Source organism: Ruegeria sp. L12, assembly GCF_056531745.1.
In genome coordinates, this window is record NZ_JBQFMH010000005.1 from 12,323 (window position 1) to 36,256 (window position 23,934).

Consider the following 23,934-nt stretch of genomic DNA (forward strand, 5'->3'; position numbering starts at 1 on the left):
CTATGTCACGCTCAACCGATATTCTTTTCACCTCACTCGCCCCAGCGGTATGGGGAAGCACTTATCTGGTAACTACCGAAGCGCTTCCGGCTGGCTATCCGATTACCCTGGCTGCGTTACGAGCTCTGCCTGCTGGCTTGTTGTTGCTTGCAGTGACGCGCTGCGTTCCACCACGCGAATGGCTTGGTCGAGTTTTCGTCTTAGGCAGCCTCAATTTCGCTCTGTTCTGGGTGCTCCTCTTCGTTGCTGCGTATAGGTTACCCGGTGGTGTGGCCGCCACCCTAGGATCGTTGCAAGCTATGATCGTGATTTTGATGGCGCGGGGATGGCTGGGAACCCCAATCCGACTTGGTGCTCTCGGCGCCGCCGCGACTGGCGTAATGGGTGTGTCTCTGCTGCTGATCGGACCAGAAGCACAACTTGATTGGATCGGTATAGCAGCGGGTTTGGGAGGAGCCGCGTCAATGGCTGCTGGCACTGTTCTCAGCCGGAAATGGCAACCTCCGGTCTCGGCGCTGAGTTTCACAGCGTGGCAATTAACAGCCGGTGGTTTGATACTGCTGCTGGTCGCACTGTTCCTTGAGCCGCCTCTACCTGCGCTCAGCGCGACAAATGTCGCCGGCCTTATTTGGCTTGGATTGATTGGTGCTGCAGCAACCTATGCTCTTTGGTTTCGAGGGATAGCGCGTCTGGAACCCAGTGCAGTCTCTATGCTTGGCATGATGAGTCCTGTTACAGCTGTCGTGCTCGGTTGGGTATACTTGGGACAAATGCTTAGCCTCACTCAGTCGATCGGAGCGGCCATAGTTATTGGTTCTGTTGTGGTTGGCCAGAGCGCGAGTCGAAGGGATAATTCGGGTTTGAAAAAATGGACACCAGCAGCGGCTGGATCTGTCTGATGGGTGCAGAGCTGCAAACAACGAACCCAATCACGTGAGTGGGCGAGGAATGGCTCAGCGCCTCGCTCAAACCCGTTCGCCGGATCCCTAGAATATCGAAGTCCTAGGTTTCCCTCCTAATTGTGAAGGGGACGCATTCTGGCTCCGCCGCGTCGCGGCGGTCCTAACCTCCTGTATTATTGCTCGTAGTGTGGCCGAACACGCTAAGCGCTGAGAACGCTCTGGGCCTGCGTCATGACTTCAGTTTGTCTTGAGTCGAAAACAGCGTTGGACGCTGCCAGAGAGCGCCCTAGCCGGCTTAGTGATCTTCCTCGGAGAGAAGCGAAACCGACATCAGCTCCTGGCGCTGGTATCTCCGAGAATACGATTAGCTCCTAAGCACACCAATTTGACATAAAATTATCGGATTGACGAGTGGTAAGGTGCTGATTCCACGAGGGATGAAAGCATTGAGTGTTCAGCAAACGCTTACTTTGAGGCGTTCTGCCATTCATCGCTGCCTCTGCGACCGCGCATCACCCTAATAACTAGGGGAACCCTTCTTCTTATACACCTTACCTACACATCAGACACCAAGCATACACCGCCTGGAGACGATGCGCCGCATGGACCGTCCGGCGCGAGATGAACACACTGAACGCCGCTGTCAAATACGCCCTGGCGTCGCGCAGGATCAGCCATGCACCGATCGTGACCCTGCCTGAGAAGGGAGTCGCCAATGACCGCTGGCTAACCGAGGAGGAGATCCAGCGCCTGCTGGAGGCCTCTGCTCCTCACGTCCAGCGGTTTATCAAGATCGCGCTATACACCGGACGTCGGAAAACCGCGATCACGCGGCTCAAGTGGATGCCCTCCCTTGATAGCGGCTGGGTCGATCTTGACAGCGGGGTGATCCATTTCCTTGGCAAAGCCGAGGCCGAGACCAAGAAGCGTAAGGGAATGGTCAAGATGCCTGGCACGCTCCACGCGGAGATGAAGACCTGGGCCCAGGAAGGGAGCCACGTGGTGTCGTTTAAGGGCGCGCCGATAGATCGGATCGACAAGGCCTTTCGCGCGGCCGTCCAGCGGACCGGTCTTAAGGACGTAACGCCGCACACCCTAAAGCACACAGCTGTTACCTGGGCGTTCATTCGCGGCATAACGCTGGAGGACGCCACGGCCTATTTTGCAACCTCGCGAGAAACCCTGGAAAACGTCTATCGGTCCTACAGCCCAGATGCGCTTAAGAACGCAGCGGGAATTATGGACTGGAAGATATAAAGCGCTAATTCGGTAGTTGGTGGATGCCGGTTGTGAACGAACTGAGCACATCTATCGAACGAAACGTTGCGAATATCGTTGCGGCTTATCCTCCGCAAACAACAAAGGCGCCCTTGGGCGCCTTGTTTTATTGGTCGGAGTGAGAGGATTCGAACCTCCGACCCCTGCCTCCCGAAGACAGTGCTCTACCAGGCTGAGCTACACTCCGACCGTGGCGCGTGATCTATACCCGGGGATTTGGATGTGCAAGAGGGTTTTTGTTGTATCCGTCAGATGCCGCATGCAGGGAATAGCCATGGCGAGCTGCAGGTTGCCATTGGGCTTTTATTTCAGCGGATCCGTGCGGAAAAGACGGATCTTGGTGCCGCCATGATCGACAACGGGACCCGGGGGCAGCAAGGGCAGGCGGGTGGCGCGGGCGAGGCCTGGGGTTGTAGTAACAATGCCCACACGCCAACCGATAAAGCGGCTCATGAGCACCTTGCCAAGAGCGCCATAAAGCGAACGTAAACGCTTTTCATCGCCGATCCGTGCGCCATAGGGCGGATTTACGATCACCAGACCCGCAGGGCCTTCGGGTGGTTTGATGTCGCTTACGGCACGGTGCTGGAAGCGGGTGATCGGGCCAACCCCGGCCCGGTTGGCATTGGTCCTGGCGGCCTCGATGGCGCCTGTATTGCGGTCGGAGCCAAAATACATCTGTTCGGACCCTATAGCGGTCTGAGCGTGTTGCAGATCGTGCCAACTGTCCAGATCGAACGATGCTAACTGTTCGAACGCAAACTTGCGTGAGCGACCGGGGTTCAGCCCCGCGGCGATCTCGGCGGCCTCGATTGGGAAAGTGCCTGAGCCGCACATCGGATCCAGCACAGGCTCTGCGCCATCAAACCCGCACTCGCGTAGGAACATGGCGGCCATTGTCTCGCGCATTGGGGCCTTGGCCACAGCGGGTTTGTGCCCTCGCTTGTGCAGGGGCTCACCCGACGTATCGACTGATAAGGTACAGATATCCTTCTCGATTCGCAGCATGATCCGCAAAGTCGCGTCAGCGGCAATCGGTGCTCCGAGAGTCTCTGAGATCGCCCGTTCCACACGCTGACGGGCTGCACCTGCGTGATAGATCCGGGATTTCCTGCTGCTGGCTTCGACCTTGATCGGCACGTCCGGGCGCAGAAACTCGGCCCACTGAAATTTGCGGGCGCGTTTGTCGAGCTGTGCCAGATGCACGGCCGGGAAGTTACCCAGTCGGACCAGAACCTTGGTGGCCCCGCGCAGCTGAAGGTTGGCGCGCCAGACCTCGAGCCACGTGCCGCGACAGAGGACGCCACCGGGCGTGATACGTGCGTCCAAAAAACCGCGCTCGCGCGCTTCGGCGCACAGCGGTACTTCGAGCCCCGGTGTGGCGACAAGAAAGATCTCGAGTTCGGTGTCGTTTTCCATTCGGGTTGATTACACCGGAAGTCGGGCAGGCGCGACAGGCAAATTGCACGACGCAAATTGCTGGCATTTTGACGCAAATCAAACGAAAGTGATGCGAACGCACCAGTTTCGGCGGTAACAGGTTTGCGTTCGCAGCCACGCTTGCGTAAAGGAGCGTGGAATGAAATTACGCCTGCGCGCGTGACTGAAGTCATGGGTGCGCGCCAACGCATCGCGCCCCAATGCAGGGCGCGGACAAACCAATGCAACAGCCCGGATTTCGGGGCGCAGGGAAGAAGGCTTGGAAGACAATAGCGACATGCAGACTTTCAAACTGAAAAAAGGGCTTAATCTGCCGGTTGAAGGCGCGCCTGAACAAAATATCCAGCCAGGGCCGGAATTCTCGTCGGTTGCTGTGCTGGGTGGAGACTATATCGGGCTGAAGCCCAAGATGCTGGTGCAAGAAGGCGACGCAGTTCAACGTGGCACCCCGCTGTTTTGCCACAAGGACGCGCCTGATGCGATGATGGTTGCACCGCTGACCGGCAAAGTCGTGGCGATCAATCGCGGTGCGCGCAGGGTCTTGCAAAGCGTCGTAATTGAAGTTTCGGACGCCATTGACAGCGGCGTAGCCTTCGCAGGCGTCGGAGATGCGCAAACCGCCGAAGGTGTCACCGCAAGGCTGTGTGCCGCTGGCTTGTGGACCTCTTTCCGGACGCGGCCCTATTCGAAGATGCCCGAGCCGGGCACCAAACCTGCCGCAATTTTCGTGACCGCGATGGACAGCGATCCATTGGCAGGCGACGCGTCATTGATCATCGCCGATGCGGGCGAGGCATTTGCGGCTGGTCTCGCAACTGTCTCGCAACTGACCGACGGCAAGACTTATCTGTGCCAGCAGGAAGGTGCATCGATCCCCGGGGGCGATTTGCCCGGCGTTGAAGCGGCTGCGTTTTCCGGACCTCACCCCTCGGGCCTTGCCGGAACGCATATCCATTTCCTTGAGCCGCTGGCCGGTGATAAACAGGTTTGGACAATCGGCTATCAGGACGTGATTGCGATTGGCCGCCTGATGCAGACCGGGCATCTGGATCCGAATATCGTGATTGCGCTGGCCGGTCCAGGCGCGCGTCAGCCGCGCCTGATCCGCACCGTCATGGGCGCGTCGACCGATGACCTGACCCGGGATGAGGTCAATGTGGACGGCACTGCGCGGATCATTTCAGGCTCAATCCTCTCGGGGCGGCATGCCGATGGGCCCACGGCATATCTGGGTCGGTTTGCTCGCCAGATCTGCATCATCCGCGAAGATCCTGACCAGATTCCGATGGGCTGGATTCGTCCGATGCCGTCGAAATTCTCTGTCCAGCCGGTATTGGGCTCGGCGTTCTCGAAAAAGCTCTATGCCCTGACCTCGAACCTGAATGGCGGTCGGCGGGCGATGGTGCCGACCGGTCTGTTCGAAGAGCTGATGCCGCAGGATTACCTGCCGACGCAGTTGCTGCGGGCGCTGCTGGTGATGGATACCGACGCCGCGCAAGCGCTGGGTGCGCTTGAGCTGGACGAAGAAGACATGGGCCTTGTGGGCTTTGCCTGCCCGGCGAAATATGAATACGGGCTGGCGCTGCGCGACTGCCTGTCCAAGATTGAAAAGGAGGGCTGATCCGAATGGGTTTGCGCAACTTCTTTGACCGGATCGAGCCGAACTTTACCAAGGGCGGCAAGTACGAGAAGTATTTCCCCATCTATGAGATGGTCGAAAGCTTCATCTACACTCCGAAAACCGTCACCACCGTTGCACCGCACGCGCGGTCATATGTGGATATGAAGCGGATCATGACCTATGTCGTGATCGCCACGATCCCCTGTATTTTGTGGGGGATGTGGAACACCGGCTATCAGGCCAACTCGGCCATTGCCTCTCTGGGTCCGGATGCGGCCACCGGCTGGCGGATTGCCCTTCTGCAGATGTTCGGCATCTCGCTGGACCCGTCCAGTATCTTTGCCAACGTGATGCACGGGCTTTTGTATTTCCTGCCGATATATATCGTGACGCTTGTCGCGGGCGGCATCTTCGAAGTCATCTTCGCCACCGTGCGCGGCCATGAGGTGAACGAAGGTTTCCTTGTAACCTCAATGCTGTACACGCTGATCATGCCCGCCACGACGCCTTTGTGGCAGGTGGCGCTGGGGATCATCTTCGGTGTGGTGATCGGCAAGGAAGTCTTTGGTGGTACTGGTAAGAACTTCCTCAACCCTGCGCTTGTGGGTCGTGCGTTCCTGTACTTTGCCTATCCGGCGCAGATGTCGGGCGATGCGGTCTGGACCCCGGTTGACGGCTTTTCCGGCGCAACCGCGCTGGGGATATCTGCAGCCGAAGGCGTGCAGGCGCTGGCGGCCGAGGGCATCACCTTGGGCAACGCCTTCTTCGGCACTATTCAGGGCAGCTTTGGCGAAACATCGACCTTGGCCTGCATGATCGGTCTGGCCTTCCTGCTGATGACCAAGATCGCCAATTATCGCCTGGTTCTGGGCTGTCTTGCGGGGACCATCGGCTTTACCCTGCTGCTGAACCTGATCGGCTCCGACACCAACCCGATGTTCGCGATGCCATGGTACTGGCATATCGTGCTGGGTGGCTATGCCTTCGGTCTGGCCTTCATGGTGACCGAGCCGGTTTCGGCCAGCCACACCAATCTGGGCCGCTATATCTATGGCGCGCTGATTGGTGTCATGGTTGTGTTGATCCGTGTGGTGAACCCGGCTTTCCCCGAAGGCATGATGCTGGCAATCCTGTTCGGTAACGTCTTTGCCCCGCTGATCGACTATTTCGTCGTGCAGGCCAACATCAAACGGAGGGCGCGTCGCCATGTCTGATACGCAAACCCCGGATAACAACGACGCACCCAAGGGCGCGATTGCCAGGTTTCTGGCAGCCTCGCCGGATTCGGTTGGCAAAACGATCTTTATCGCCGTCGCTGTCTGCCTTGTCGCCTCGATGGTCGTATCCGCCGCCGCCGTCAGTCTGCGCCCGGTGCAAGAAGCCAACAAGCTGAAGGACAAGCAGGTCAACGTTCTGCAGGTGGCGGGTGTTTATGAGCCCGGCATCGACGTCACCGAAGCTTTCGCCGCGTTCGAACCGCATGTGCTGGAACTGGCGACCGGCGATTTTGTCGACGATCAGTTCGACCCGGCGACCTTTGACGATATCGCCGCCGCCAGCGACCCCGAATTGAGCGTCGCGCTGGATGATGACCCGGCTGGCATTGGCCGTCAGGCCAAGTACCGGGTGATCTATCTGCTGCGCGACGATGCGGGGGCCCTGGACAAGGTGATCCTGCCGCTGCACGGCTATGGTCTGTGGTCCACGCTCTATGGCTTTATCGCGCTGGAGAATAACGGCAACGATATCTTCGGCCTGCAATTCTATCAGCACGGCGAAACCCCCGGCCTTGGGGCCGAGGTGGACAACCCGCGCTGGAAAGCGTTGTGGAACGGCAAGAAACTGCGGGATGAGGCGGGCGATCTGCAGATCACCGTCGCCAAGTCACAACCCGCTGCCGGACCCGATTTCTACATCGACGCGCTGGCTGGTGCCACGCTGACCTCGGTCGGTGTCGATAATCTGGTGAAATTCTGGATGGGTGACGCGGGCTATGGCCCCTTCCTGGCCAAACTGCAAGCAGGAGAGTTCTGATGTCCCAGACCAAGAAAGAGCTGTTGGTCGACCCACTTGTCGACAACAACCCGATCACCCTGCAAGTGCTGGGCATCTGTTCGGCGCTGGCGGTGACCTCGTCGCTGCAGGTGGCCTTTGTAATGGCGCTGGCGGTGACCTTCGTGACCGGGTTTGCGTCAATGTTCATCTCGATGCTGCGCAACCAGATTCCCGGGTCGATCCGGATTATCGTACAGATGGTGATCATTGCTTCGCTGGTGATCCTGGTGGACCAGATCCTCAAAGCCTATGCCTTCCAGATCTCGAAAACCCTTTCGGTCTTTGTGGGCCTGATCATCACCAACTGTATCGTAATGGGCCGCGCCGAGGCGTTTGCGATGAAGAACCCGCCGATGGCCTCCTTCATCGACGGTGTCGGCAATGGCATGGGTTATGGCCTGATCCTGATGCTTGTCGGCTTCATCCGCGAACTATTCGGGGCCGGGTCACTGTTTGGCGTCACCATTCTGGAGACCGTGAACAATGGCGGCTGGTATGTGCCCAACGGCATGTTGCTGCTGCCGCCCTCGGCGTTCTTCATCATCGGTCTGATCATCTGGGCCTTCCGCACCTGGAAGCCAAGTCAGGTGGAAGAACGTGAATACAAAATCCAGCAGGTAGAGGCCCACTGATGGAAGGTCTGATTTCACTGGCCGTAAAGGCCATCTTTGTCGAAAACCTCGCGCTCAGCTTCTTCCTTGGCATGTGTACTTTCATCGCCGTGTCCAAGAAGATTTCCACCGCGCTGGGTCTGGGCATTTCGGTGATGGTCGTGCAGGCAATCACCGTTCCCACCAACAACCTGCTGCTCAGCTATCTGCTGAAACCGGGTGCGCTGGCCTGGGCGGGCTTTCCCGACGTTGACCTGACCTTCCTTGGCCTGATCTCGTATATCGGCGTGATTGCGGCGATGGTGCAGATTCTGGAAATGGTGCTCGATAAGTATTTCCCGCCGCTTTACAACGCGCTGGGAATCTTCCTGCCGCTGATCACCGTGAACTGCGCCATTCTGGGCGGCTCGCTGTTCATGGTAGAGCGCGACTACAACTTTGCCGAGGCGACAACCTACGGCCTGTCATCCGGCTTTGGCTGGGCGCTGGCGATCACCGCCATGGCGGGTGTGCGCGAAAAGCTGAAATATTCGGATATTCCCGATGGTCTGCAGGGTCTTGGCATCACCTTCATCACCGCGGGACTGATGGCGCTGGCCTTCATGTCCTTCTCGGGCGTGAAACTGTAAGGAGGGGCCGATGGAAACTTTCACCCTAGGCGTCGCCCTATTCACTCTGATCGTTATTGCGCTGGTGGCCATCATCATGGCGGCGCGGTCGAAGCTGGTCTCGACCGGTGACGTGAACATCACCATCAATGGCGAGAAAACCATTTCGGTTCCCGCAGGCGGCAAGCTGTTGCAGACCTTGGCCGCCGAGAAACTGTTCGTGCCATCGGCCTGCGGCGGCGGCGGCACCTGCGCGCAATGCCGGGTCAAGGTGCATTCGGGCGGCGGTTCGATCCTGCCGACCGAAGAAAGCCATATCACCAAGCGCGAAGCCGCCTGTGGTGACCGCCTGTCCTGTCAGGTCGCGGTCAAGCAGGACATGGATATCGAGGTTCCCGAAGAGGTCTTTGGCGTCAAGAAATGGGAATGCACGGTGCGGTCGAACGAAAACGTGGCGACCTTCATCAAGGCCCTGACGCTGGACCTGCCGGAAGGCGAGGATGTGAATTTCCGCGCCGGTGGCTACATCCAGATCGAAGCGCCTGCGCACCAACTTTCGTATACCGATTTCGATGTGGAAGAAGAGTACCGCGAGGACTGGGATCGCTTTAACCTGTGGCAATACAAGTCCGTGGTCAACGAACCCATCGAACGCGCCTATTCGATGGCCAACTACCCCGACGAACGGGGCATGATCATGCTGAACGTCCGGGTTGCCTCGCCGCCTCCGGGCTCGGAAGGCATCCCGCCGGGTCAGATGTCGTCGTATATCTTCAACCTCAAACCGGGTGACAAGGTCACCATCTCGGGTCCGTTCGGCGAGTTCTTCGCCCGCGAGACGGAAAAAGAGATGGTGTTCATCGGCGGTGGCGCCGGGATGGCGCCGATGCGCAGCCACATCTTCGACCAGCTCAAGCGGCTGGAAAATCGCAACCGCAAGATCAGCTTCTGGTACGGTGCGCGCTCGAAGAAAGAGATGTTCTTTGTCGAGGATTTCGACACACTTGCCGAAGAGTTCGACAATTTCGAATGGCATGTGGCCCTGTCGGATGCCCAGCCCGAGGATGAGTGGAAAGGCTATACCGGCTTCATCCACAACGTTCTGTTCGAGGAATACCTCAAGAACCATCCCGCGCCTGAGGATTGCGAATACTATATGTGTGGTCCGCCAATCATGAACCAGTCGGTCATCAACATGCTGCTGGATCTGGGTGTGGACCGCGAAGACATCATGCTCGACGATTTCGGCGGGTAATGGAAAAAAACTGGCGCTGCGAAGCGCCGGTTTTTCTTTGTGCCTTGGATCTGGGTTACAGTCTTAAATCGCTGGCTTCGCGGGGCAGGCAGGATTTAATGTCGAATACAACGCTGTTTTCCTTGCCGTAGGCCCGGAACTGCGCCGGGTCGAATGAGCGGTATTCCCGATGGGCCACCGCCAGAATGACTGCATCATAGGTTCCGTCTTGCGGTTCATCGATCAGGGAAAGACCATATTCCTCTTCTGCCGCTGCCGGGTCCGCGTGCGGGTCATGCACGTCCACGGCCACGCCATAGCTTTGCAGTTCTTCGACAATATCGATGACGCGGGTGTTGCGCAGATCGGGACAGTTTTCCTTGAAGGTCAGCCCCATCACCAGCGCCCGTGCCGCGCCCACGTTGATGCCGTCACGGGTCATGCGCTTGATCAGTTGCGAGACGACATAGGCCCCCATCCGGTCATTCAGCCGCCGTCCGGCCAGGATGATCTGCGGGTGGTGGCCCACAGCCTCGGCCTTGTGGGTCAGGTAGTAGGGGTCAACCCCGATACAATGCCCGCCCACCAGGCCGGGACGAAAGGGCAGGAAGTTCCACTTGGTTCCGGCCGCGCGCAGCACCGCGTCGGTGTCGATATCCATACGGCCAAAGATCATCGCAAGCTCATTCACCAGCGCTATGTTCAGGTCGCGCTGGGTGTTCTCGATCACCTTTGCCGCTTCGGCCACGCGGATGCTTTCGGCCTTGTGCGTCCCGGCGGTGATGATCCGTGCGTAAAGCGTGTCGACCAGATCGGCCACGTCGGGCGTAGACCCGGACGTGACTTTGCAGATATCGGCGATCCGGTGGCTCTTGTCGCCGGGGTTGATCCGTTCCGGGCTGTAGCCTGCAAAGAAATCCCGATTGAAGGTCAGGCCCGAGGCACGCTCCAGTACCGGGACGCAATCTTCCTCGGTCGCGCCCGGATAGACGGTGGATTCATAGATCACCAGACCTCCGGGTTTCAGCACAGCGCCAACCGTTTCGGATGCGCTGAGCAAGGGCACAAGATCCGGCTGTTTGCCCGCTGTAATCGGAGTAGGGACCGTTACGATGAACGTGTCGCACGCAGCCAGATCGCGCGCGTCAGTGGTAAAGGTCAAACCATCGGCTGTGCGCAACTCGGCAGGTTCAACTTCGAGCGTCGTATCTTGTCCGGCACGCAGTGCGGCGATCCGTTCGGGATTGATGTCGAACCCCACTACCGGTCCGATCCGGCCAAAGGCCACCGCCAAGGGCAAGCCGACATAGCCGAGGCCAATGACAGCGATCTTGCGCGCATTCGGGTCGGTTTCAAACATGGCTGTCATTCAGATCATTTCCCGTAATACTCACGGAACCATTTGACGAATTGCGCAACCCCATCCTTGAAGTCGGTCTGCGGGCGGTATCCCGTCAGGCGCTGCAGCAACTCACTATCGGCCCATGTGGCCGGCACATCCCCCATCTGCATAGGCATGTAATTCCGGATGGCTTTCTGGCCGATGGAGTCTTCGATGGCTTCGATGAAATCCATCAAACGCACCTTATCTCCGTTTCCGATATTTACCACACGATGCGGTGCAACTGGCGAAAGGCTGTCCCCCGCTTCGATCTCATCACGGCTGGCAGGACGCACAGGTGGTACATCAATCAGCAGCCGGATACCGCGTACGAGGTCTTCGACATTGGTGAAATCCCGATACATATCCCCGTGATTATAGATATCGATCGGGCGGCCATCGAGGATCGCGTCCACGAATTTGAACAGCGCCAGATCCGGGCGTCCCCATGGTCCGTAGACAGTGAAGAACCGGAACATGGTCGTCGGCAGATCCCACAGATGCGCGTAGGAATGCGCCATTGCCTCGTTGGCCTTCTTGGTCGCGGCATAAATCGTCAGCTGATGGTCAGCCTTTTCAACCTCGGTAAAAGGCATGTCTTCGTTCGCGCCATAGACAGAGGAGGTTGAGGCCATCAGCAGGTGATCGACCTTGTGCTCACGTGCGGCCTCCATCACGTTGAACGTGCCCACGACATTCGAGTCGATATAGCTGCGCGGGTTTTCCAGGCTGTATCGTACCCCGGCTTGCGCGGCGAGGTGCACGATGATTTCAGGCTGGAACTCCTCGGCCACCTGCATCAGCTTCTCGTGCTCTTCCAGCAAGGCCTCGGTCGCGGTGAAGCCCGGGTTTTGCAGCAACATCTGATGCCGACGTTGTTTCAGGCTGACGTCGTAATAGTCTGTCATCCCATCATAGCCATGCACCCGAAACCCTTCAGAAAGCAGCAGTTTCGCCAGATAAAAACCGATAAAGCCTGCCGTTCCCGTAATCAAAACCCGTTTCATATGCCGTACACCGCTGTCCAAACCTACCCCTCAGGGATACTTTCCCCGCCAGATCGTCAAGCGGATTTTTTGGCTTTCCGGCGGCAGCAGGCGATGCGGACCTGATTTGGTGATTGCCGCACCGGGCCTGCCGGGGTAGGCATCTGGCAAATGCTACCGAAATGGATCAAGAACCTTGTGCTGACGAAACCGGCGCAATCGCAAGGGGTCGACTTGTCGACGCTGGCCCCCGGCGGTCACTTCTACGCGATTGGCGACATTCACGGCAGGCTTGATCTGTTGCAGACACTTCTGGCGGTGCTGGATGAAACGGTGCCTGTGGTATTTCTGGGCGACTATATCGACCGGGGGAATTATAGCGCGCAGGTCTTGCGACATGTGCGCCATCTCAGCACCAGCAGGCATGGTCGGGCTATCTGCCTGAAGGGCAATCACGAAGAAATGCTGCTGAAATTTCTCGATGATCCGTCAAAGATGGAGCGCGTCTGGATGCACAACGGAGGCGCGCAAACACTCGCCTCATTCGGATTGACCTATTCCGGCGATCAGGAGCCTGAAAAAGTTGCCGACCAACTGCGGCTTGCCATAGGCGATCCGCTTTTGGAATGGTTGCGCCAGCGGCCCCTGATCTGGACGCAAGGCAATGTTACTGCGGTTCACGGCGCCCTCGATCCTGCCCGACCGGTTGACGGCCAATCCGAGCGGGTCTGTCTTTGGGGTCATCCAAAATTCCCCGAAAAGCCCCGAAAAGACGGGCAATGGGTCGTTCACGGGCATACGATTGTCGACCAACCGTGCGTCCGGGGTGAAGTCATCTCAATCGACACCGGCGCGTTCGCCACCAATCAACTGACGGCAGCCGAAATTTCGGATGGGGACATCCGATTCATTTCGACCGACCGTACCGGTATCATCCGCAGTTCTGTCTGAACCCTTAGCCGACGATCATCTGCTTCATTTTCAGCGCTTCGTATTCCAGTTCCTTCAACCGGAAATGCACAACGTCTCCGATGGTGATGACGCCGCGCAGATTTCCATCGCTCAGAACCGGCATGTGACGGAATCGCCCTTCAGTCATGGTCTTCAGAACGTCGTTCAGAAGATCCTCGGGCGTGCAGGTCTTGACTTCGGTTGTCATCAGGTCGGATACCGATTGCGGCAAAGTCTGACCCGGTGTTTCGGCCATCCGACGCACGATGTCGCGTTCCGACAGGATGCCTTGCAGCGTACCGTTCTGATCCGTCACGACAACGGCACCGATGTGTTTTTCCCGCAATATATCCACCACCGAATGGATCGTGTCGTTTGGGCGCACTGCAAATACCGCATCCCCTTTGCCTTCCAGCAGTTTTGCAACCGTCGTATGGGTGTGCGACAGGTTGGTTTCAACTGACTGGCTACGCGTTGACGACGCGGTCTTGTCGCCGCGTGTCGGGGGCTGGTAAGAGCTTGGGGCCATGGGCGGTCTCCTCCTTCACAGGAATTGGCTATCTCTTCTACCTTATCGCAGGGACAGACCCTGTATAGGGTGCAATTTCGAAATCCGGTGCAACCTTGCCGCAATACAGGGAAATCCACACTGCTGAGCGATCTCTATCTGACCCCGCCCGTGGCTGCGCTGATCTTCTTTGTGGTTGTCGTCTGCGGCCACAATTTCCGCATGGCATGGAAGCTGCAGCCGCAGGGATGGCAAAAACGCGCCTGGATGTTCGGTGTGCCCGCCGCGATCGGCCTTTTTGCGCTGGCGTTTCTACCGCTCAAGGTCTGACGCCGGTTTGACTCTGATCGGGGCCGCTGGCATACGCCGGACACGTGTTTTCCCAGGAGACCCCGATGCGACGTCTGATTGCACTGACTTCACTGCTGTTCGTAACCGGATGCCTTTTCGACAAAGAACCTGATGTGGTGCGCCTTTCGGGCGAAACCATGGGGACGACCTACAACATCACTGCAATCGGCGAGGATCTGGACGAGGCAGCGCTTGGCAAGGCGGTTCAGGACACCCTGGCCGAGGTGAATGCGAAAATGTCCAACTGGGACCCGAATTCCGAGGTCTCGACCTTTTCGGCCTCGACCAGCACGGACCCGATGCCGGTTTCCGATGCCTTTGCGCTGGTGATCGAGGCGGCAAACGACGTGCACACCAAATCTGATGGCACCTTTGACGTTACCCTGGGGCCATTGATCGAGCTTTGGGGTTTTGGCCCGCGCAAACCCGAAGACCCGGTTCCCGCTGATGCCGAGATCGCCGCGGCGCTGGATCGGGTTGGTCAGGCCCGGTTGCTGACACTGGATCGCGACGCGGGCACCCTGGCAAAATCCGAGCCGGGCGTGGGTATCAACCTGTCGGCCATCGCCAAGGGCTATGGGATCGATGCGCTGGCAGCGCAACTCCGCGAAGCAGGCATCGAAAACTACATGGTCGAAATCGGCGGCGACCTCGTCGCCATGGGCGAGAACGAAAAGGGTGAAAGCTGGCGCATTGGTATCGAAAAGCCTGAAACCGGGGCGCAAGCCATTCAAATGATCGTGCCGCTGGATAATCTGGGTATGGCGACCTCAGGCGATTACAAGAATTTCTTCGAACAGGACGGCGTGCGCTATTCCCATATCATCGACCCCACCACCGGACGCCCGATTACGCACCGGACCACCTCGGTCACGGTTTTGGCCGAAAGTGCGATGATGGCGGATGCTTGGGCGACGGCGATGCTGGCCTTGGGGTACGAGAAAGGTATGGAACTGGCCGAAGAGCATAAACTTGCCGTGTTCTTCATCTCTCGGGATGTGACAAGCGGGTCAGAAGCCTATATCACGGTACAAAGCAGCGCGCTCAAGGATGCGCTGGGGACCAACTGACCGGTAGGAACCGTTATGAGCACCTTTATTCTGGCATTCATCCTGTTGCTGATCATCATGGTCGGGATGTCCCTGGGTGTGATGCTGATGGGCAAGACCATCAAGGGCAGCTGTGGTGGTTTGAACGCGATTTCCGGGGCGGATAAATGCGTGGTCTGTCAGAAGGATATCGACCCCGACAGCCCTCTGCGCGACCAGCTTCAATGCAAGCGTGCCAAAAAGATGCTGCAACAGATGGAAGGCTAGTTTAGCTGTCTTGGCATGACCAAGGCAAAGAACATTCTCTTCATCATGTTCGATCAACTGCGCTGGGACTACCTCAGCTGTTACGGGCATCCGCATCTTCAAACTCCGAATATCGACCGTCTCGCTTCTAAGGGCGTGCGCTTTACCCGCGCCTATATTCAGTCGCCGATCTGCGGCAGTTCGCGGATGTCGACCTATACCGGCCGCTATGTGCATTCACATGGCGCGTCGTGGAACGGCATCCCGCTGAAAGTCGGTGAGATCACCATGGGCGATCACCTGCGCAAGGCAGGGATGGATTGCTGGCTGGTTGGCAAGACCCACATGCGTGCAGATGCCGAAGGCATGGCGCGGCTGGGGCTTGAACCCGATAGCCTGATCGGTGCGCGCGTCGCCGAATGTGGTTTCGATGTCTTCGAACGTGACGATGGGATGCGCCCCGAGGGGCCGGATGGGTTCTATGATCCGGATGGGGCTAAAAAGTACAACGAATATCTGAAAGACAAAGGGTATGAGAGTGACAACCCCTGGCACGATTTTGCCAATTCCGGGCTGGACGCGGATGGCAATGTGCTCTCGGGTTGGTTTCTGAACAATTCCTCTGAAGCCGCAAACATCGCGGAGGAAGACAGCGAAACACCCTATCTGACCACCCGTGGTATCGAGTTCATGCAAAGCCATGACGGGCCGTGGTGCTGCCACCTGAGTTATATCAAGCCGCATTGGCCCTACATCGTGCCGGAACCCTATGCCTCGATGTATGGTCCCGAGCACGTCTTGCCCGTCGTTCGGTCCGAGGCCGAGCGGCAGAATGCGCATCCGGTGCTCAAGGCATTCATGGACACGAAAATCGGACAGACCTTCTCGCGCCAGGATGTTCGCGAGGCGGTCATACCTGCCTACATGGGTCTGATCAAACAGGCCGACGACCAGATGGGGCGGCTGTTTGACTGGATGGAGCAGACCGGGCGGATGCAGGATACGATGATCGTGCTGACCTCGGATCACGGGGATTTTCTGGGCGATCACTGGATGGGAGAGAAGACTTTTTTCCACGACGCCTCGACCAAAATGCCACTGATCATCTACGATCCATCGCCCGAGGCCGATGCCACACGCGGCACCACCTGCGACGCATTGGTCGAATCCATCGATCTGGCACCCACCTTTTTGGAGGTTGCTGGCGGAAAACCTGCGGGCCACATCCTTGAAGGGCATTCATTGATGCCTGTTCTCCGCGGTCAGGCCGACAGCACGCCGCGTGATGTGGTGATCTGTGAATACGACTACTCGGCATCGCCCATTGCCCAGATGTTGAATGCCTCGGTTCGCGATGCGGTCATGTTCATGGTAGCGAATGAGAAATGGAAGCTGATCCATTGTGAGGGCGGTTATCGCCCGCTCTTGTTCGATCTTCAGAATGACCCAAACGAATTGACCGATCTGGGCGACAGTGCTGAACACGCAGAGGTCATCGCCGAGATGTATGATCACCTGTTCACCTGGACACGGCGCCAATCCCAGCGCACCACCCGATCCGAAGAGCAACTGCTGAACATGCGCGAATCCAGCCGTGGGACCGGCGTGCTAATCGGTATCTACGACGAAAACGATATGCCGCTTGAACTGACCGTGAAGTACCGCAACCGTAAGGCGCGGCCTTATGGGGATTACAAGGCGGATTAATTCTGTGCCAACAGCCCTAAAAGACGGTTCAACCTTGCGCGGGCAGGGGATAGAAGACAGCAACGCCGCCTCAATCGGAGAGCTTTCATGACCGCCCCCAAACCCGTTGTTTTGTGTATCCTCGATGGTTGGGGCCTGTCTGACGACACCGAAGCCAACGCGCCCTATCTGGCAAACACTCCGACCTTCGACGCGCTCATGGCTGAAGGCCCCCATGCGCAACTGATTACGCACGGGCCGGATGTTGGTCTGCCGAGCGGCCAGATGGGCAATTCAGAGGTCGGCCATACCAATATCGGGGCAGGGCGGGTGGTCGCAATGGATCTGGGCCAGATCGATCTGGCGATCGAGGATGGCTCATTCTTTGGCAACCAGGCGCTGCGGGACTTTATCACCCGGGTGAAAGACGCGGGCGGAACGGCGCATCTGATGGGGCTGGTCTCGGATGGCGGGGTGCACGGGCATCTCGACCATATCGTGGCCGCCGCAAAAGCCATCTCCGATGCAGGCGTTCCGGTGACGCTGCACGCCATCACCGACGGGCGGGATGTGGCGCCCAAATCGGCCTTTACCTATATTTCCGAGCTGCAGGACCGCCTGCCTGAAAACGCGAAGATCGTCACCGTTTGCGGGCGCTTTTTTGCCATGGATCGCGACAACCGCTGGGAACGGGTGGCCGAGGCTTACGCGGCCATGGTCAAAGGGCAGGGCCGGGTCGAGAGCACTGCGCATTACGCTGTGGATCATGCCTACAACCAGTCGGAAACGGATGAATTCATCGCGCCGACCGTATTGGGCGACTATGACGGCATTCGGGACGGAGACGGCTTTTTCTGCCTCAACTTCCGCGCCGACCGCGCCCGCGAAATTCTGCACGCGATCGGAGAGCCCGGATTTTCCGATTTCGACACCGGCCCCCGTCCGCAGCTGTCGGCGCTGCTGGGGATGGTGGAATATTCTGACGGTCACAATGCCTATATGACCACCGTGTTTCCCAAGCGGGATATCGTGAACACGCTGGGCGAATGGGTCGCAAAACAGGGTTTGCGTCAGTTTCGGTTGGCCGAGACCGAGAAATATCCCCATGTCACCTTCTTCTTGAACGGTGGCAAGGAACAGCCCGAAGGCGGTGAGGATCGCTTCATGCCCAAATCACCCAAGGTGGCGACGTATGATTTGCAACCCGAGATGTCCTCGGCCGAAGTGACCGAGAAGTTCGTCGAGGCGATTCATGAGGGTTATGATCTGATCGTCACCAACTATGCCAACCCCGATATGGTCGGCCATTCGGGCGACCTGCAGGCGGCGATCGATGCCTGCGAAGCCGTTGATCAGGGGCTGGGGCAGGTGGTTGCCGCCCTGAAGCAGGTTGGCGGCGCCATGATCGTGACTGCAGATCATGGCAACTGCGAAATGATGGTCGATCCGGAAACAGGCGGCCCTCATACGGCGCACACTTTGAACCCTGTGCCCGTCGTTCTGGTCGGTGGCCCTAAAGGTGCGGTCCTGCGCGATGGGCGGTTGGCCGATCTTGCGCCGACGCTGCTGCAACTCATGGAGTTGCCGGTGCCTCCTGAAATGACCGGGCAAAGCCTGCTGAAATGAGGGCATTCTGGCTCAGCCTGACGCTGTTGTGGTCATGGCCCGTCATGGCTCAGTACAGCCCATCCGAGGCTGCGCTGGAGGCTGCGCAAATGCTGGAGCAGGCATCGGTCGCGCTGTCCGAAGCCGACTCTGCCCGTGACCGGGTGCGTGCGCTGACCGAAACGATACAGGCCTACGAGGCCGGTCTGACCGCCATGCGCGACGGATTGCGCCGCGCCGCTCTGCGCGAAACCCAGCTAACCGCCGAGTTGCAGGCGCGCGAAAGCGAAGTGGCACAATTGCTTGGCGTTCTGCAAACTATCGAAACAACCGCTCCGCCGGTGCTTATGCTGCATCCGTCGGGGCCGCTGGGGGCGGCGCGGACTGGCATGATGCTGTCCGAGGTCACTCCGGGTCTGAATGCGCAGGCCCGTAACCTGGCGGCTGATCTGCAAGAGGTTCAGACGCTGCGACGGCTTCAGCAAAGCGCTGCGAACACGCTGACCGAGGGTCTGACAGGCGTGCAGGATGCCCGCACCCGCCTGAGCGAGGCCATCGCGGACCGAACCGACCTGCCGCGCCGCTTTGTTGAAGACCCGGTGCGCACGGCCATTCTGATTTCGTCGACGGAAACGCTGGACGGGTTTGCAAGTGGCCTGTCCGAAATCACGGCTGGCGAGATTGCCGAGACCAACGCAAGTGTCACTGACCTCAAGGGCCGGATCGCGTTGCCGACGCAAGGCGTGATTCTGCATGGGGCGGGTGAGACGGATGCGGCAGGTGTTACGCGGCCTGGGCTGGTACTGGGCACGCGCCCGCGGGCGCTGGTTGTTTCACCGACCGCCGCCACGATACGCTACCGTGGCCCGCTGCTGGATCTCGGGAATCTGGTTATCCTCGAACCGCAACCCGGACTGCTTTTCGTGTTCTCGGGTCTGCAAGAGGTCTATGGGCAACCAGGACAGGTGATCCCCGAAGGTACTCCGGTGGGTCTGATGCCCGGTGAAACCCCCGGAATCGGCGCTATTATGTCAACAAGCGGTGATGGCACTGGAACTGACCGTTCAGAAACGCTCTATATAGAGGTAAGACAAGGCAACAGCCCCGTGGATCCGGACAATTGGTTCCGGACGGACAAGGATGGATAAACGAGTATGAAGAAATTTGTGATGGCCGGTCTGGCCGGCACCGTGGCAGGGATTATCGCAACCACTCAGATCGCAGGTCCTTTGCTGGCACAGGAGGCTGAGAACAAGGCCAGTGTTTATGAGCAACTGGACCTGTTTGGTGACATCTTCGAACGCATCCGCGCGCAATATGTCGAGGAAGTGGAAACCGAGGAGCTGATCGAGGCGGCGATTGACGGAATGCTGACCTCGCTGGATCCGCATTCCAGCTATTTGTCGCCTGACGATGCCGAACAGATGCGCGTGCAAACGCGTGGTGAGTTCGGTGGGCTGGGAATCGAAGTCACTCAGGAAGACGGATTTGTAAAAGTTGTCTCTCCGATCGATGACACCCCGGCGGATGCTGCGGGTATTGAGGCTGGCGATTTCATCACCCATGTGGATGGCGAAAGCATTCTGGGCCTGACACTGGACAAGGCGGTTGATCTGATGCGCGGGCCGGTTGGATCCGAGATCGTGATCACCGTTGTGCGTGAGGGTGAGGCCGATCCGTTCGACGTTACCATCATCCGTGACACCATCAAGCTGACCGCTGTGCGTGCGCGTACTGAGGGCACCAGCGTTGTGCTGCGCGTTACCACCTTCAACGACCAGACCTATCCCAACCTCAAGACGGGTCTTGAAGAACAGATTGAAGAGGCAGGCGGTATCGAAAACGTCAACGGCATCGTACTGGACCTGCGCAACAACCCGGGTGGTCTGCTGACCCAGGCGATCAAGGTTTCCGACGCATTTCTGGATGAGGGTGAGATCGTATCGACCCGCGGCCGCAATCCCGAGGACGGCGAGCGGTTCAACGCCACGCCCGGCGACCTGACCGGCGGCAAGCCGATTGTCGTTCTGATCAATGGTGGCTCGGCCTCGGCGTCCGAGATTGTGGCAGGTGCTCTGCAGGATCATCACCGTGCCATCGTTGTGGGCACCAAGAGCTTCGGCAAGGGCTCGGTCCAGACGGTAATGCCGCTGCGCGGAGATGGCGCGATGCGTCTGACCACGTCGCGTTATTACACACCGTCTGGCCGCTCAATCCAGGCGCTTGGCGTCAGTCCGGATATCATCGTGGAACAGCCGCGTCCGACACCCGTGACCGAAGAGGAAGAGGAAAGCAACGCCCGCACCCGGTCCGAAGCCGACCTGCGCGGCAGCCTGAACAATGACAGCCTGAGCGAGGATGAAATCCGTCAGATCGAAGAGGATCGCGCCAAGGCCGAAGCCACGGCAGAGCTGCGCGAGCAGGATTACCAGCTGGCCTATGCCATCGACATCCTTAAGGGACTGTCAGCGTTCAACCCGACCGGGCCGTCGCAGTAATCAGCCGAGGGCCGCAGAGATTGCGGCCCTTCTAGCTTTCGACTTTGTGCAGTTTCTTCTCGTCAAGCATCAGCGCGAGAATGATACCGACCGAAACCGAGATAGTGGCGAATACAAAGGCGATGTTCATCCCGCTGTCAAAGGCCGTCGCTATGGCGGCCTTTACCTTTTCGACCTCACCGGAATTCAGTTTTTGCAGGACGGCCTTGGCCGAGTCGGTCGTCAGCGTGCCGCCATTGATCGCTTTTAGATCCGCCTCAGACAGTTTGATGCCTGCGGCGGCAAGTTGATTGCGCAAGCTGGACAGGCTGACGACGTACATTACTGCGGTCGCGCAAGCGACTGAAATGGCGCCATAAACCAGATGCGTCATAAAGCTCAGTCCACCCACCAGACCTGCACGTTCGGGTTTGACGGCGCAGACAGCGGCGGTGCCTGAGGGGCCAACTGTCAGTGTGGCCCCAAGCCCCATTAGCGCCATACCGGGTAAGATCTGAAAATACCCCCAGCTTTCTGGCATGATGATCACGCTCAACGCACCTACGGTTGCGCAGATATACCCCCACAACAGCAACCGTTTGGGCCCGAAATCATTATACAGCGTACCCGAAACGATGGAGCCAACCGCGAGCAATACGGTTAGCGGGGCCAACCCCAGCGCCGATTGGAACACCGACCATCCCAGAACCTTTTGCATGTATTGCGGGAAATATAACAAGGCTACGAATGCCGCTGAGACGTTGAACATGTTCAGGCCAAGGGTGATCAGAAATTCTCGGTTCTGCATCAGTTGTGGCAGCAACAGAGGTTCCCTGACGCGTTTTTCGACCTGCGGGAACAGGAAGAACAGCACCGCGCTGACGAAGAACAACAGCAAGAGCGGCACCGAGGTCCAACCCCAATCCGCACCAACATCCAACCCATAAAGCAGAAGCAGAACCGCAAAGGACAGTATGCCCATTCCGGCATAGTCGATATGTTCGCCTTTCTTATGCTCGGTCTCACGCTCCATCAGCAGGATCGCGGTGGTCATGGAGATGCTTGAGAAAATGACGTTGGCCAGGAAGAACAGTCGCCAGTCACCCAGATTGACTACGGTGCCGCTGATCAACGGGCCAAAGACATTGCCCGTTGTTACGCCCGCCAGAATGAGACCCATCACCAATGCGCGATGCTCGTCCTTTGAGACTTTCGTCGCCCCAAAGGCCAATGTGCAGGGCCAAACGCAGCCTGCACCGATCCCTTGCAGCGCTCGGGCGCCAATCAGATAGTCCAGACCCGGAGAGACAAAGCACAGAATTGAGGCAAACACGAAGATCGCAAGGCCGATAATCATCACCTTGCGGTGACCAAACATATCCCCCAGCCGCCCGCCCGCAACCATGGTCATGGCAAAGAACAGCGCATAGATATTCAGAACCCATTGGGTGCTGGTGATATCCGCATCAAAGCTGTTTTCGATGGCCGGGACCAGCATCAACGCACCGGTAAAGTCGATCCCGATGCCGAAGCCCGTTATCATCAGGGCGATCACTTTGATAATGCTGTTGCGGTCCATAAGGTCCTCAATCCGCGCCGAATGACTTCATGATGCACGGATGAGGCTGAAAAGATAGGCAAATGGCCCGAATGAGCGCGGTTCAAGACTGTGTTTGCGATCGTCGGAAGGCCCGTTTCAGCATATCGAGTTCGGCACGCAACAATGCAATCTCGGCCCGCAGATCGTCGGCGGCGGGGGTGCCTGCGATGATCGTGAAATCCCCAAGTTTCTGATCTGTTGTGGCATCAAAGATGGCGATGCAATGCACCCCTTCAGACAGCGCGGCGGCTGGGACCGGAATACGTAAGGCCCACCCGTCGGTTTCCTGGGTCAGCCCTATGTCCGGCACCTGTTCGCCGAGATAGCGAACCTCGATTTGCGGCTCGCTTTCAGCAGTCAGGTGCCCTTCCCACAGGGCGTTTTCAAAGCGGATCGGTGTCAGAGTAACTTGGGTCATTTGTGCTCACTTACAGATCAGCCCGATGGTGGCGGCAAAAGGTCAGGTCCCGCAAAACAACCCGGTTCATCGCGGGCTGCTCGAGTATCAGATCAAGCCACAACTTTTCAATTCTGTGTTCATTCAGATGCAGATGCGCCAGATCAAAATCGATTGCGGCTTCCGGCCGCGACAGATCAAGCGCGCGCAGAACTTGTTCTGTGTTCGGGCCATTTTGAATGTTGAGCCGCGCGAACACCACCGCCGGGCGTTCGCATTCGACCACCGTATCGACCCGCATCAGATGCTGACCTGTCAGGCCTTTTGCTGCGTCTGCGGGCAATTCGACCGACAGGGATAGGAAAGAACCTTGAAAGTCAAAGACTTCGATCGCCATACTAAAGGGGGCAAGATCCTTGTCGCCACGGTTTCTTTCCTGACGCATCGCGATCTCTGACCGGTCGCAGTCGTGAAAGATGGTCACCTGCTTGTCCATCGTCGCCTTGCGCGCAGCCGAGGCGAGGCCTTTGCGGACAGAGGGCGCCTTCCAGAGATCCGGCCTCCAGGACCAATCCGTGCCAAGCGGTCGCGAAAACTGGTTCGATCCGATCAGCGGCTGAATCAGACGGGCATCGGCGGCTTGTGTTAGCTGCGCCAGCTCTTTGCGCAGTTGACGGGCGTCGTCACGCTGGCGCCGAAGTTCAGGCAATGAGGCCTGATCCGCATGTCGCACAGCATCCCGCCATCGGGCCAAGACCTTGCGTTGCAAATATCGATCCAGAAGTTTGCCCATTGCCTCATCTTCGGTAGCTCTCCCTTCTTTAGTCAAAGAGCGGGCGGGGAACAAACCCGTCTTGCGCCGGCCTGTTCAAAAGTTGATTTCAAAGCGTGCGATCTCAGTCTCGAATCGCTGGACACGCGCGCACTCATTCTTGCAATAGGTCATGC

General features: G+C 58.2%; 23 protein-coding genes and 1 tRNA gene. 16 read left to right on the forward strand and 8 right to left on the reverse strand.

The genetic code is table 11. The features are described 5' to 3' along the window. Positions 1–2: 2 nt before the first annotated feature. Both ACR0K9_RS09750 and ACR0K9_RS09755 read left to right on the forward strand, forming a co-directional pair. A complete protein-coding gene (locus ACR0K9_RS09750) occupies positions 3–899 on the forward strand; it encodes an EamA family transporter (RefSeq protein ID WP_480822698.1) in 897 nt (298 codons plus the stop codon). A gap of 624 nt (positions 900–1,523) precedes the next feature. Then, a complete protein-coding gene (locus ACR0K9_RS09755) occupies positions 1,524–2,159 on the forward strand; it encodes a site-specific integrase (RefSeq protein WP_480822700.1) in 636 nt (211 codons plus the stop codon). 131 nt (positions 2,160–2,290) lie between these two features. On the opposite strand, the gene ACR0K9_RS09760 is transcribed toward ACR0K9_RS09755, so the two are convergent. Next, positions 2,291–2,367 (reverse strand) — tRNA-Pro (locus ACR0K9_RS09760). Positions 2,368–2,483: 116 nt separating this feature from the next. Continuing rightward, positions 2,484–3,599: a THUMP domain-containing class I SAM-dependent RNA methyltransferase gene (locus ACR0K9_RS09765; protein ID WP_480822702.1), complete on the reverse strand. Its 1,116-nt coding sequence runs from the start codon at positions 3,597–3,599 to the stop codon at positions 2,484–2,486. Positions 3,600–3,897: 298 nt separating this feature from the next. On the opposite strand from ACR0K9_RS09765, the gene ACR0K9_RS09770 reads away from it, so the two are divergent. Genes ACR0K9_RS09770 through nqrF form a run of 6 tightly spaced genes read left to right on the forward strand, consistent with a single transcriptional unit; the run spans position 3,898 to position 9,770 of the window. Next, positions 3,898–5,241, forward strand: a complete 1,344-nt coding sequence (locus ACR0K9_RS09770) for a Na(+)-translocating NADH-quinone reductase subunit A (protein ID WP_480822704.1) — start codon at positions 3,898–3,900, stop codon at positions 5,239–5,241. A 5-nt stretch (positions 5,242–5,246) separates the two neighbouring features. Then, positions 5,247–6,455: an NADH:ubiquinone reductase (Na(+)-transporting) subunit B gene (locus ACR0K9_RS09775; protein ID WP_480822706.1), complete on the forward strand. Its 1,209-nt coding sequence runs from the start codon at positions 5,247–5,249 to the stop codon at positions 6,453–6,455. Continuing rightward, positions 6,448–7,275 carry a Na(+)-translocating NADH-quinone reductase subunit C gene (locus tag ACR0K9_RS09780; protein ID WP_480822708.1) on the forward strand — a complete coding sequence of 276 codons (828 nt, stop codon included), beginning with the start codon at positions 6,448–6,450 and terminating at the stop codon, positions 7,273–7,275. The genes ACR0K9_RS09775 and ACR0K9_RS09780 overlap by 8 nt, the downstream gene beginning before the upstream one ends. Next, entirely contained in the window at positions 7,275–7,928 is a 654-nt protein-coding gene (locus ACR0K9_RS09785) for an NADH:ubiquinone reductase (Na(+)-transporting) subunit D (RefSeq protein ID WP_480822710.1), read from the forward strand. The genes ACR0K9_RS09780 and ACR0K9_RS09785 overlap by 1 nt, the downstream gene beginning before the upstream one ends. Next, entirely contained in the window at positions 7,928–8,536 is a 609-nt protein-coding gene (nqrE, locus tag ACR0K9_RS09790) for an NADH:ubiquinone reductase (Na(+)-transporting) subunit E (RefSeq protein ID WP_480531085.1), read from the forward strand. The genes ACR0K9_RS09785 and nqrE overlap by 1 nt, the downstream gene beginning before the upstream one ends. 10 nt (positions 8,537–8,546) lie before the next feature. Beyond that, positions 8,547–9,770, forward strand: coding sequence for an NADH:ubiquinone reductase (Na(+)-transporting) subunit F (nqrF, locus tag ACR0K9_RS09795; RefSeq protein ID WP_480822712.1), 1,224 nt, complete (start codon positions 8,547–8,549; stop codon positions 9,768–9,770). A 55-nt stretch (positions 9,771–9,825) separates the two neighbouring features. Here the strand turns inward: nqrF and tviB are convergent, their stop codons facing one another. Together tviB and ACR0K9_RS09805 are read right to left on the reverse strand one after the other, a co-directional pair. After that, positions 9,826–11,109: a Vi polysaccharide biosynthesis UDP-N-acetylglucosamine C-6 dehydrogenase TviB gene (tviB, locus tag ACR0K9_RS09800; RefSeq protein WP_480823125.1), complete on the reverse strand. Its 1,284-nt coding sequence runs from the start codon at positions 11,107–11,109 to the stop codon at positions 9,826–9,828. Between the two features lie 14 nt (positions 11,110–11,123). Then, positions 11,124–12,137, reverse strand: a complete 1,014-nt coding sequence (locus tag ACR0K9_RS09805; RefSeq protein ID WP_480531089.1) for a GDP-mannose 4,6-dehydratase — start codon at positions 12,135–12,137, stop codon at positions 11,124–11,126. A 150-nt stretch (positions 12,138–12,287) separates the two neighbouring features. Between ACR0K9_RS09805 and ACR0K9_RS09810 the strand changes: the two genes are divergently transcribed. Then, positions 12,288–13,067, forward strand: a complete 780-nt coding sequence (locus ACR0K9_RS09810; RefSeq protein WP_480822714.1) for a metallophosphoesterase family protein — start codon at positions 12,288–12,290, stop codon at positions 13,065–13,067. Between the two features lie 4 nt (positions 13,068–13,071). On the opposite strand, the gene ACR0K9_RS09815 is transcribed toward ACR0K9_RS09810, so the two are convergent. Next, positions 13,072–13,596: a CBS domain-containing protein gene (locus tag ACR0K9_RS09815; protein WP_480822716.1), complete on the reverse strand. Its 525-nt coding sequence runs from the start codon at positions 13,594–13,596 to the stop codon at positions 13,072–13,074. Positions 13,597–13,746: 150 nt separating this feature from the next. Between ACR0K9_RS09815 and ACR0K9_RS09820 the strand changes: the two genes are divergently transcribed. From ACR0K9_RS09820 to ACR0K9_RS09850, 7 genes are all read left to right on the forward strand, one after another. Beyond that, entirely contained in the window at positions 13,747–13,905 is a 159-nt protein-coding gene (locus ACR0K9_RS09820; RefSeq protein ID WP_480531095.1) for a hypothetical protein, read from the forward strand. A gap of 65 nt (positions 13,906–13,970) precedes the next feature. After that, a complete protein-coding gene (locus tag ACR0K9_RS09825) occupies positions 13,971–14,996 on the forward strand; it encodes an FAD:protein FMN transferase (protein ID WP_480822718.1) in 1,026 nt (341 codons plus the stop codon). Between the two features lie 15 nt (positions 14,997–15,011). After that, on the forward strand, positions 15,012–15,242 hold the full coding sequence (gene nqrM, locus ACR0K9_RS09830; RefSeq protein WP_480531099.1) for a (Na+)-NQR maturation NqrM: 231 nt from the start codon (positions 15,012–15,014) through the stop codon (positions 15,240–15,242). Between the two features lie 15 nt (positions 15,243–15,257). Then, positions 15,258–16,928 carry a sulfatase-like hydrolase/transferase gene (locus ACR0K9_RS09835; protein WP_480822720.1) on the forward strand — a complete coding sequence of 557 codons (1,671 nt, stop codon included), beginning with the start codon at positions 15,258–15,260 and terminating at the stop codon, positions 16,926–16,928. Between the two features lie 87 nt (positions 16,929–17,015). Then, a complete protein-coding gene (gene gpmI / locus ACR0K9_RS09840; protein ID WP_480822722.1) occupies positions 17,016–18,533 on the forward strand; it encodes a 2,3-bisphosphoglycerate-independent phosphoglycerate mutase in 1,518 nt (505 codons plus the stop codon). Continuing rightward, entirely contained in the window at positions 18,530–19,660 is a 1,131-nt protein-coding gene (locus ACR0K9_RS09845; protein WP_480822724.1) for a murein hydrolase activator EnvC family protein, read from the forward strand. Before gpmI ends, ACR0K9_RS09845 begins: the two co-directional genes overlap by 4 nt. Positions 19,661–19,666: 6 nt before the next feature. Further along, complete coding sequence (locus ACR0K9_RS09850) at positions 19,667–21,010, forward strand: S41 family peptidase (protein WP_480822727.1); 1,344 nt, start codon at positions 19,667–19,669, stop codon at positions 21,008–21,010. A 31-nt stretch (positions 21,011–21,041) separates the two neighbouring features. On the opposite strand, the gene ACR0K9_RS09855 is transcribed toward ACR0K9_RS09850, so the two are convergent. From ACR0K9_RS09855 to ACR0K9_RS09865, 3 genes are all read right to left on the reverse strand, one after another. Beyond that, positions 21,042–22,568, reverse strand: coding sequence for an MFS transporter (locus ACR0K9_RS09855; RefSeq protein WP_480822729.1), 1,527 nt, complete (start codon positions 22,566–22,568; stop codon positions 21,042–21,044). Positions 22,569–22,650: 82 nt separating this feature from the next. Then, positions 22,651–23,007, reverse strand: coding sequence for a hypothetical protein (locus tag ACR0K9_RS09860; protein ID WP_480822731.1), 357 nt, complete (start codon positions 23,005–23,007; stop codon positions 22,651–22,653). Between the two features lie 10 nt (positions 23,008–23,017). Continuing rightward, positions 23,018–23,779, reverse strand: coding sequence for a DUF6478 family protein (locus ACR0K9_RS09865; protein ID WP_480822732.1), 762 nt, complete (start codon positions 23,777–23,779; stop codon positions 23,018–23,020). Between the last annotated feature and the right edge of the window lie 155 nt (positions 23,780–23,934).

What these genes read in the sequence shown, in the direction of transcription:
- ACR0K9_RS09750 (WP_480822698.1), top strand. Translation starts at nt 3, where the DNA reads ATGTCACGCTCAACCGATATTCTTTTCACCTCACTCGCCCCAGCGGTA.
- ACR0K9_RS09755 (WP_480822700.1), top strand. Translation starts at nt 1,524, where the DNA reads ATGAACACACTGAACGCCGCTGTCAAATACGCCCTGGCGTCGCGCAGG.
- ACR0K9_RS09765 (WP_480822702.1), bottom strand. Translation starts at nt 3,599, where the DNA reads ATGGAAAACGACACCGAACTCGAGATCTTTCTTGTCGCCACACCGGGG.
- ACR0K9_RS09770 (WP_480822704.1), top strand. Translation starts at nt 3,898, where the DNA reads ATGCAGACTTTCAAACTGAAAAAAGGGCTTAATCTGCCGGTTGAAGGC.
- ACR0K9_RS09775 (WP_480822706.1), top strand. Translation starts at nt 5,247, where the DNA reads ATGGGTTTGCGCAACTTCTTTGACCGGATCGAGCCGAACTTTACCAAG.
- ACR0K9_RS09780 (WP_480822708.1), top strand. Translation starts at nt 6,448, where the DNA reads ATGTCTGATACGCAAACCCCGGATAACAACGACGCACCCAAGGGCGCG.
- ACR0K9_RS09785 (WP_480822710.1), top strand. Translation starts at nt 7,275, where the DNA reads ATGTCCCAGACCAAGAAAGAGCTGTTGGTCGACCCACTTGTCGACAAC.
- nqrE (WP_480531085.1), top strand. Translation starts at nt 7,928, where the DNA reads ATGGAAGGTCTGATTTCACTGGCCGTAAAGGCCATCTTTGTCGAAAAC.
- nqrF (WP_480822712.1), top strand. Translation starts at nt 8,547, where the DNA reads ATGGAAACTTTCACCCTAGGCGTCGCCCTATTCACTCTGATCGTTATT.
- tviB (WP_480823125.1), bottom strand. Translation starts at nt 11,109, where the DNA reads ATGTTTGAAACCGACCCGAATGCGCGCAAGATCGCTGTCATTGGCCTC.
- ACR0K9_RS09805 (WP_480531089.1), bottom strand. Translation starts at nt 12,137, where the DNA reads ATGAAACGGGTTTTGATTACGGGAACGGCAGGCTTTATCGGTTTTTAT.
- ACR0K9_RS09810 (WP_480822714.1), top strand. Translation starts at nt 12,288, where the DNA reads ATGCTACCGAAATGGATCAAGAACCTTGTGCTGACGAAACCGGCGCAA.
- ACR0K9_RS09815 (WP_480822716.1), bottom strand. Translation starts at nt 13,596, where the DNA reads ATGGCCCCAAGCTCTTACCAGCCCCCGACACGCGGCGACAAGACCGCG.
- ACR0K9_RS09825 (WP_480822718.1), top strand. Translation starts at nt 13,971, where the DNA reads ATGCGACGTCTGATTGCACTGACTTCACTGCTGTTCGTAACCGGATGC.
- nqrM (WP_480531099.1), top strand. Translation starts at nt 15,012, where the DNA reads ATGAGCACCTTTATTCTGGCATTCATCCTGTTGCTGATCATCATGGTC.
- ACR0K9_RS09835 (WP_480822720.1), top strand. Translation starts at nt 15,258, where the DNA reads ATGACCAAGGCAAAGAACATTCTCTTCATCATGTTCGATCAACTGCGC.
- gpmI (WP_480822722.1), top strand. Translation starts at nt 17,016, where the DNA reads ATGACCGCCCCCAAACCCGTTGTTTTGTGTATCCTCGATGGTTGGGGC.
- ACR0K9_RS09845 (WP_480822724.1), top strand. Translation starts at nt 18,530, where the DNA reads ATGAGGGCATTCTGGCTCAGCCTGACGCTGTTGTGGTCATGGCCCGTC.
- ACR0K9_RS09850 (WP_480822727.1), top strand. Translation starts at nt 19,667, where the DNA reads ATGAAGAAATTTGTGATGGCCGGTCTGGCCGGCACCGTGGCAGGGATT.
- ACR0K9_RS09855 (WP_480822729.1), bottom strand. Translation starts at nt 22,568, where the DNA reads ATGGACCGCAACAGCATTATCAAAGTGATCGCCCTGATGATAACGGGC.
- ACR0K9_RS09860 (WP_480822731.1), bottom strand. Translation starts at nt 23,007, where the DNA reads ATGACCCAAGTTACTCTGACACCGATCCGCTTTGAAAACGCCCTGTGG.
- ACR0K9_RS09865 (WP_480822732.1), bottom strand. Translation starts at nt 23,779, where the DNA reads ATGGGCAAACTTCTGGATCGATATTTGCAACGCAAGGTCTTGGCCCGA.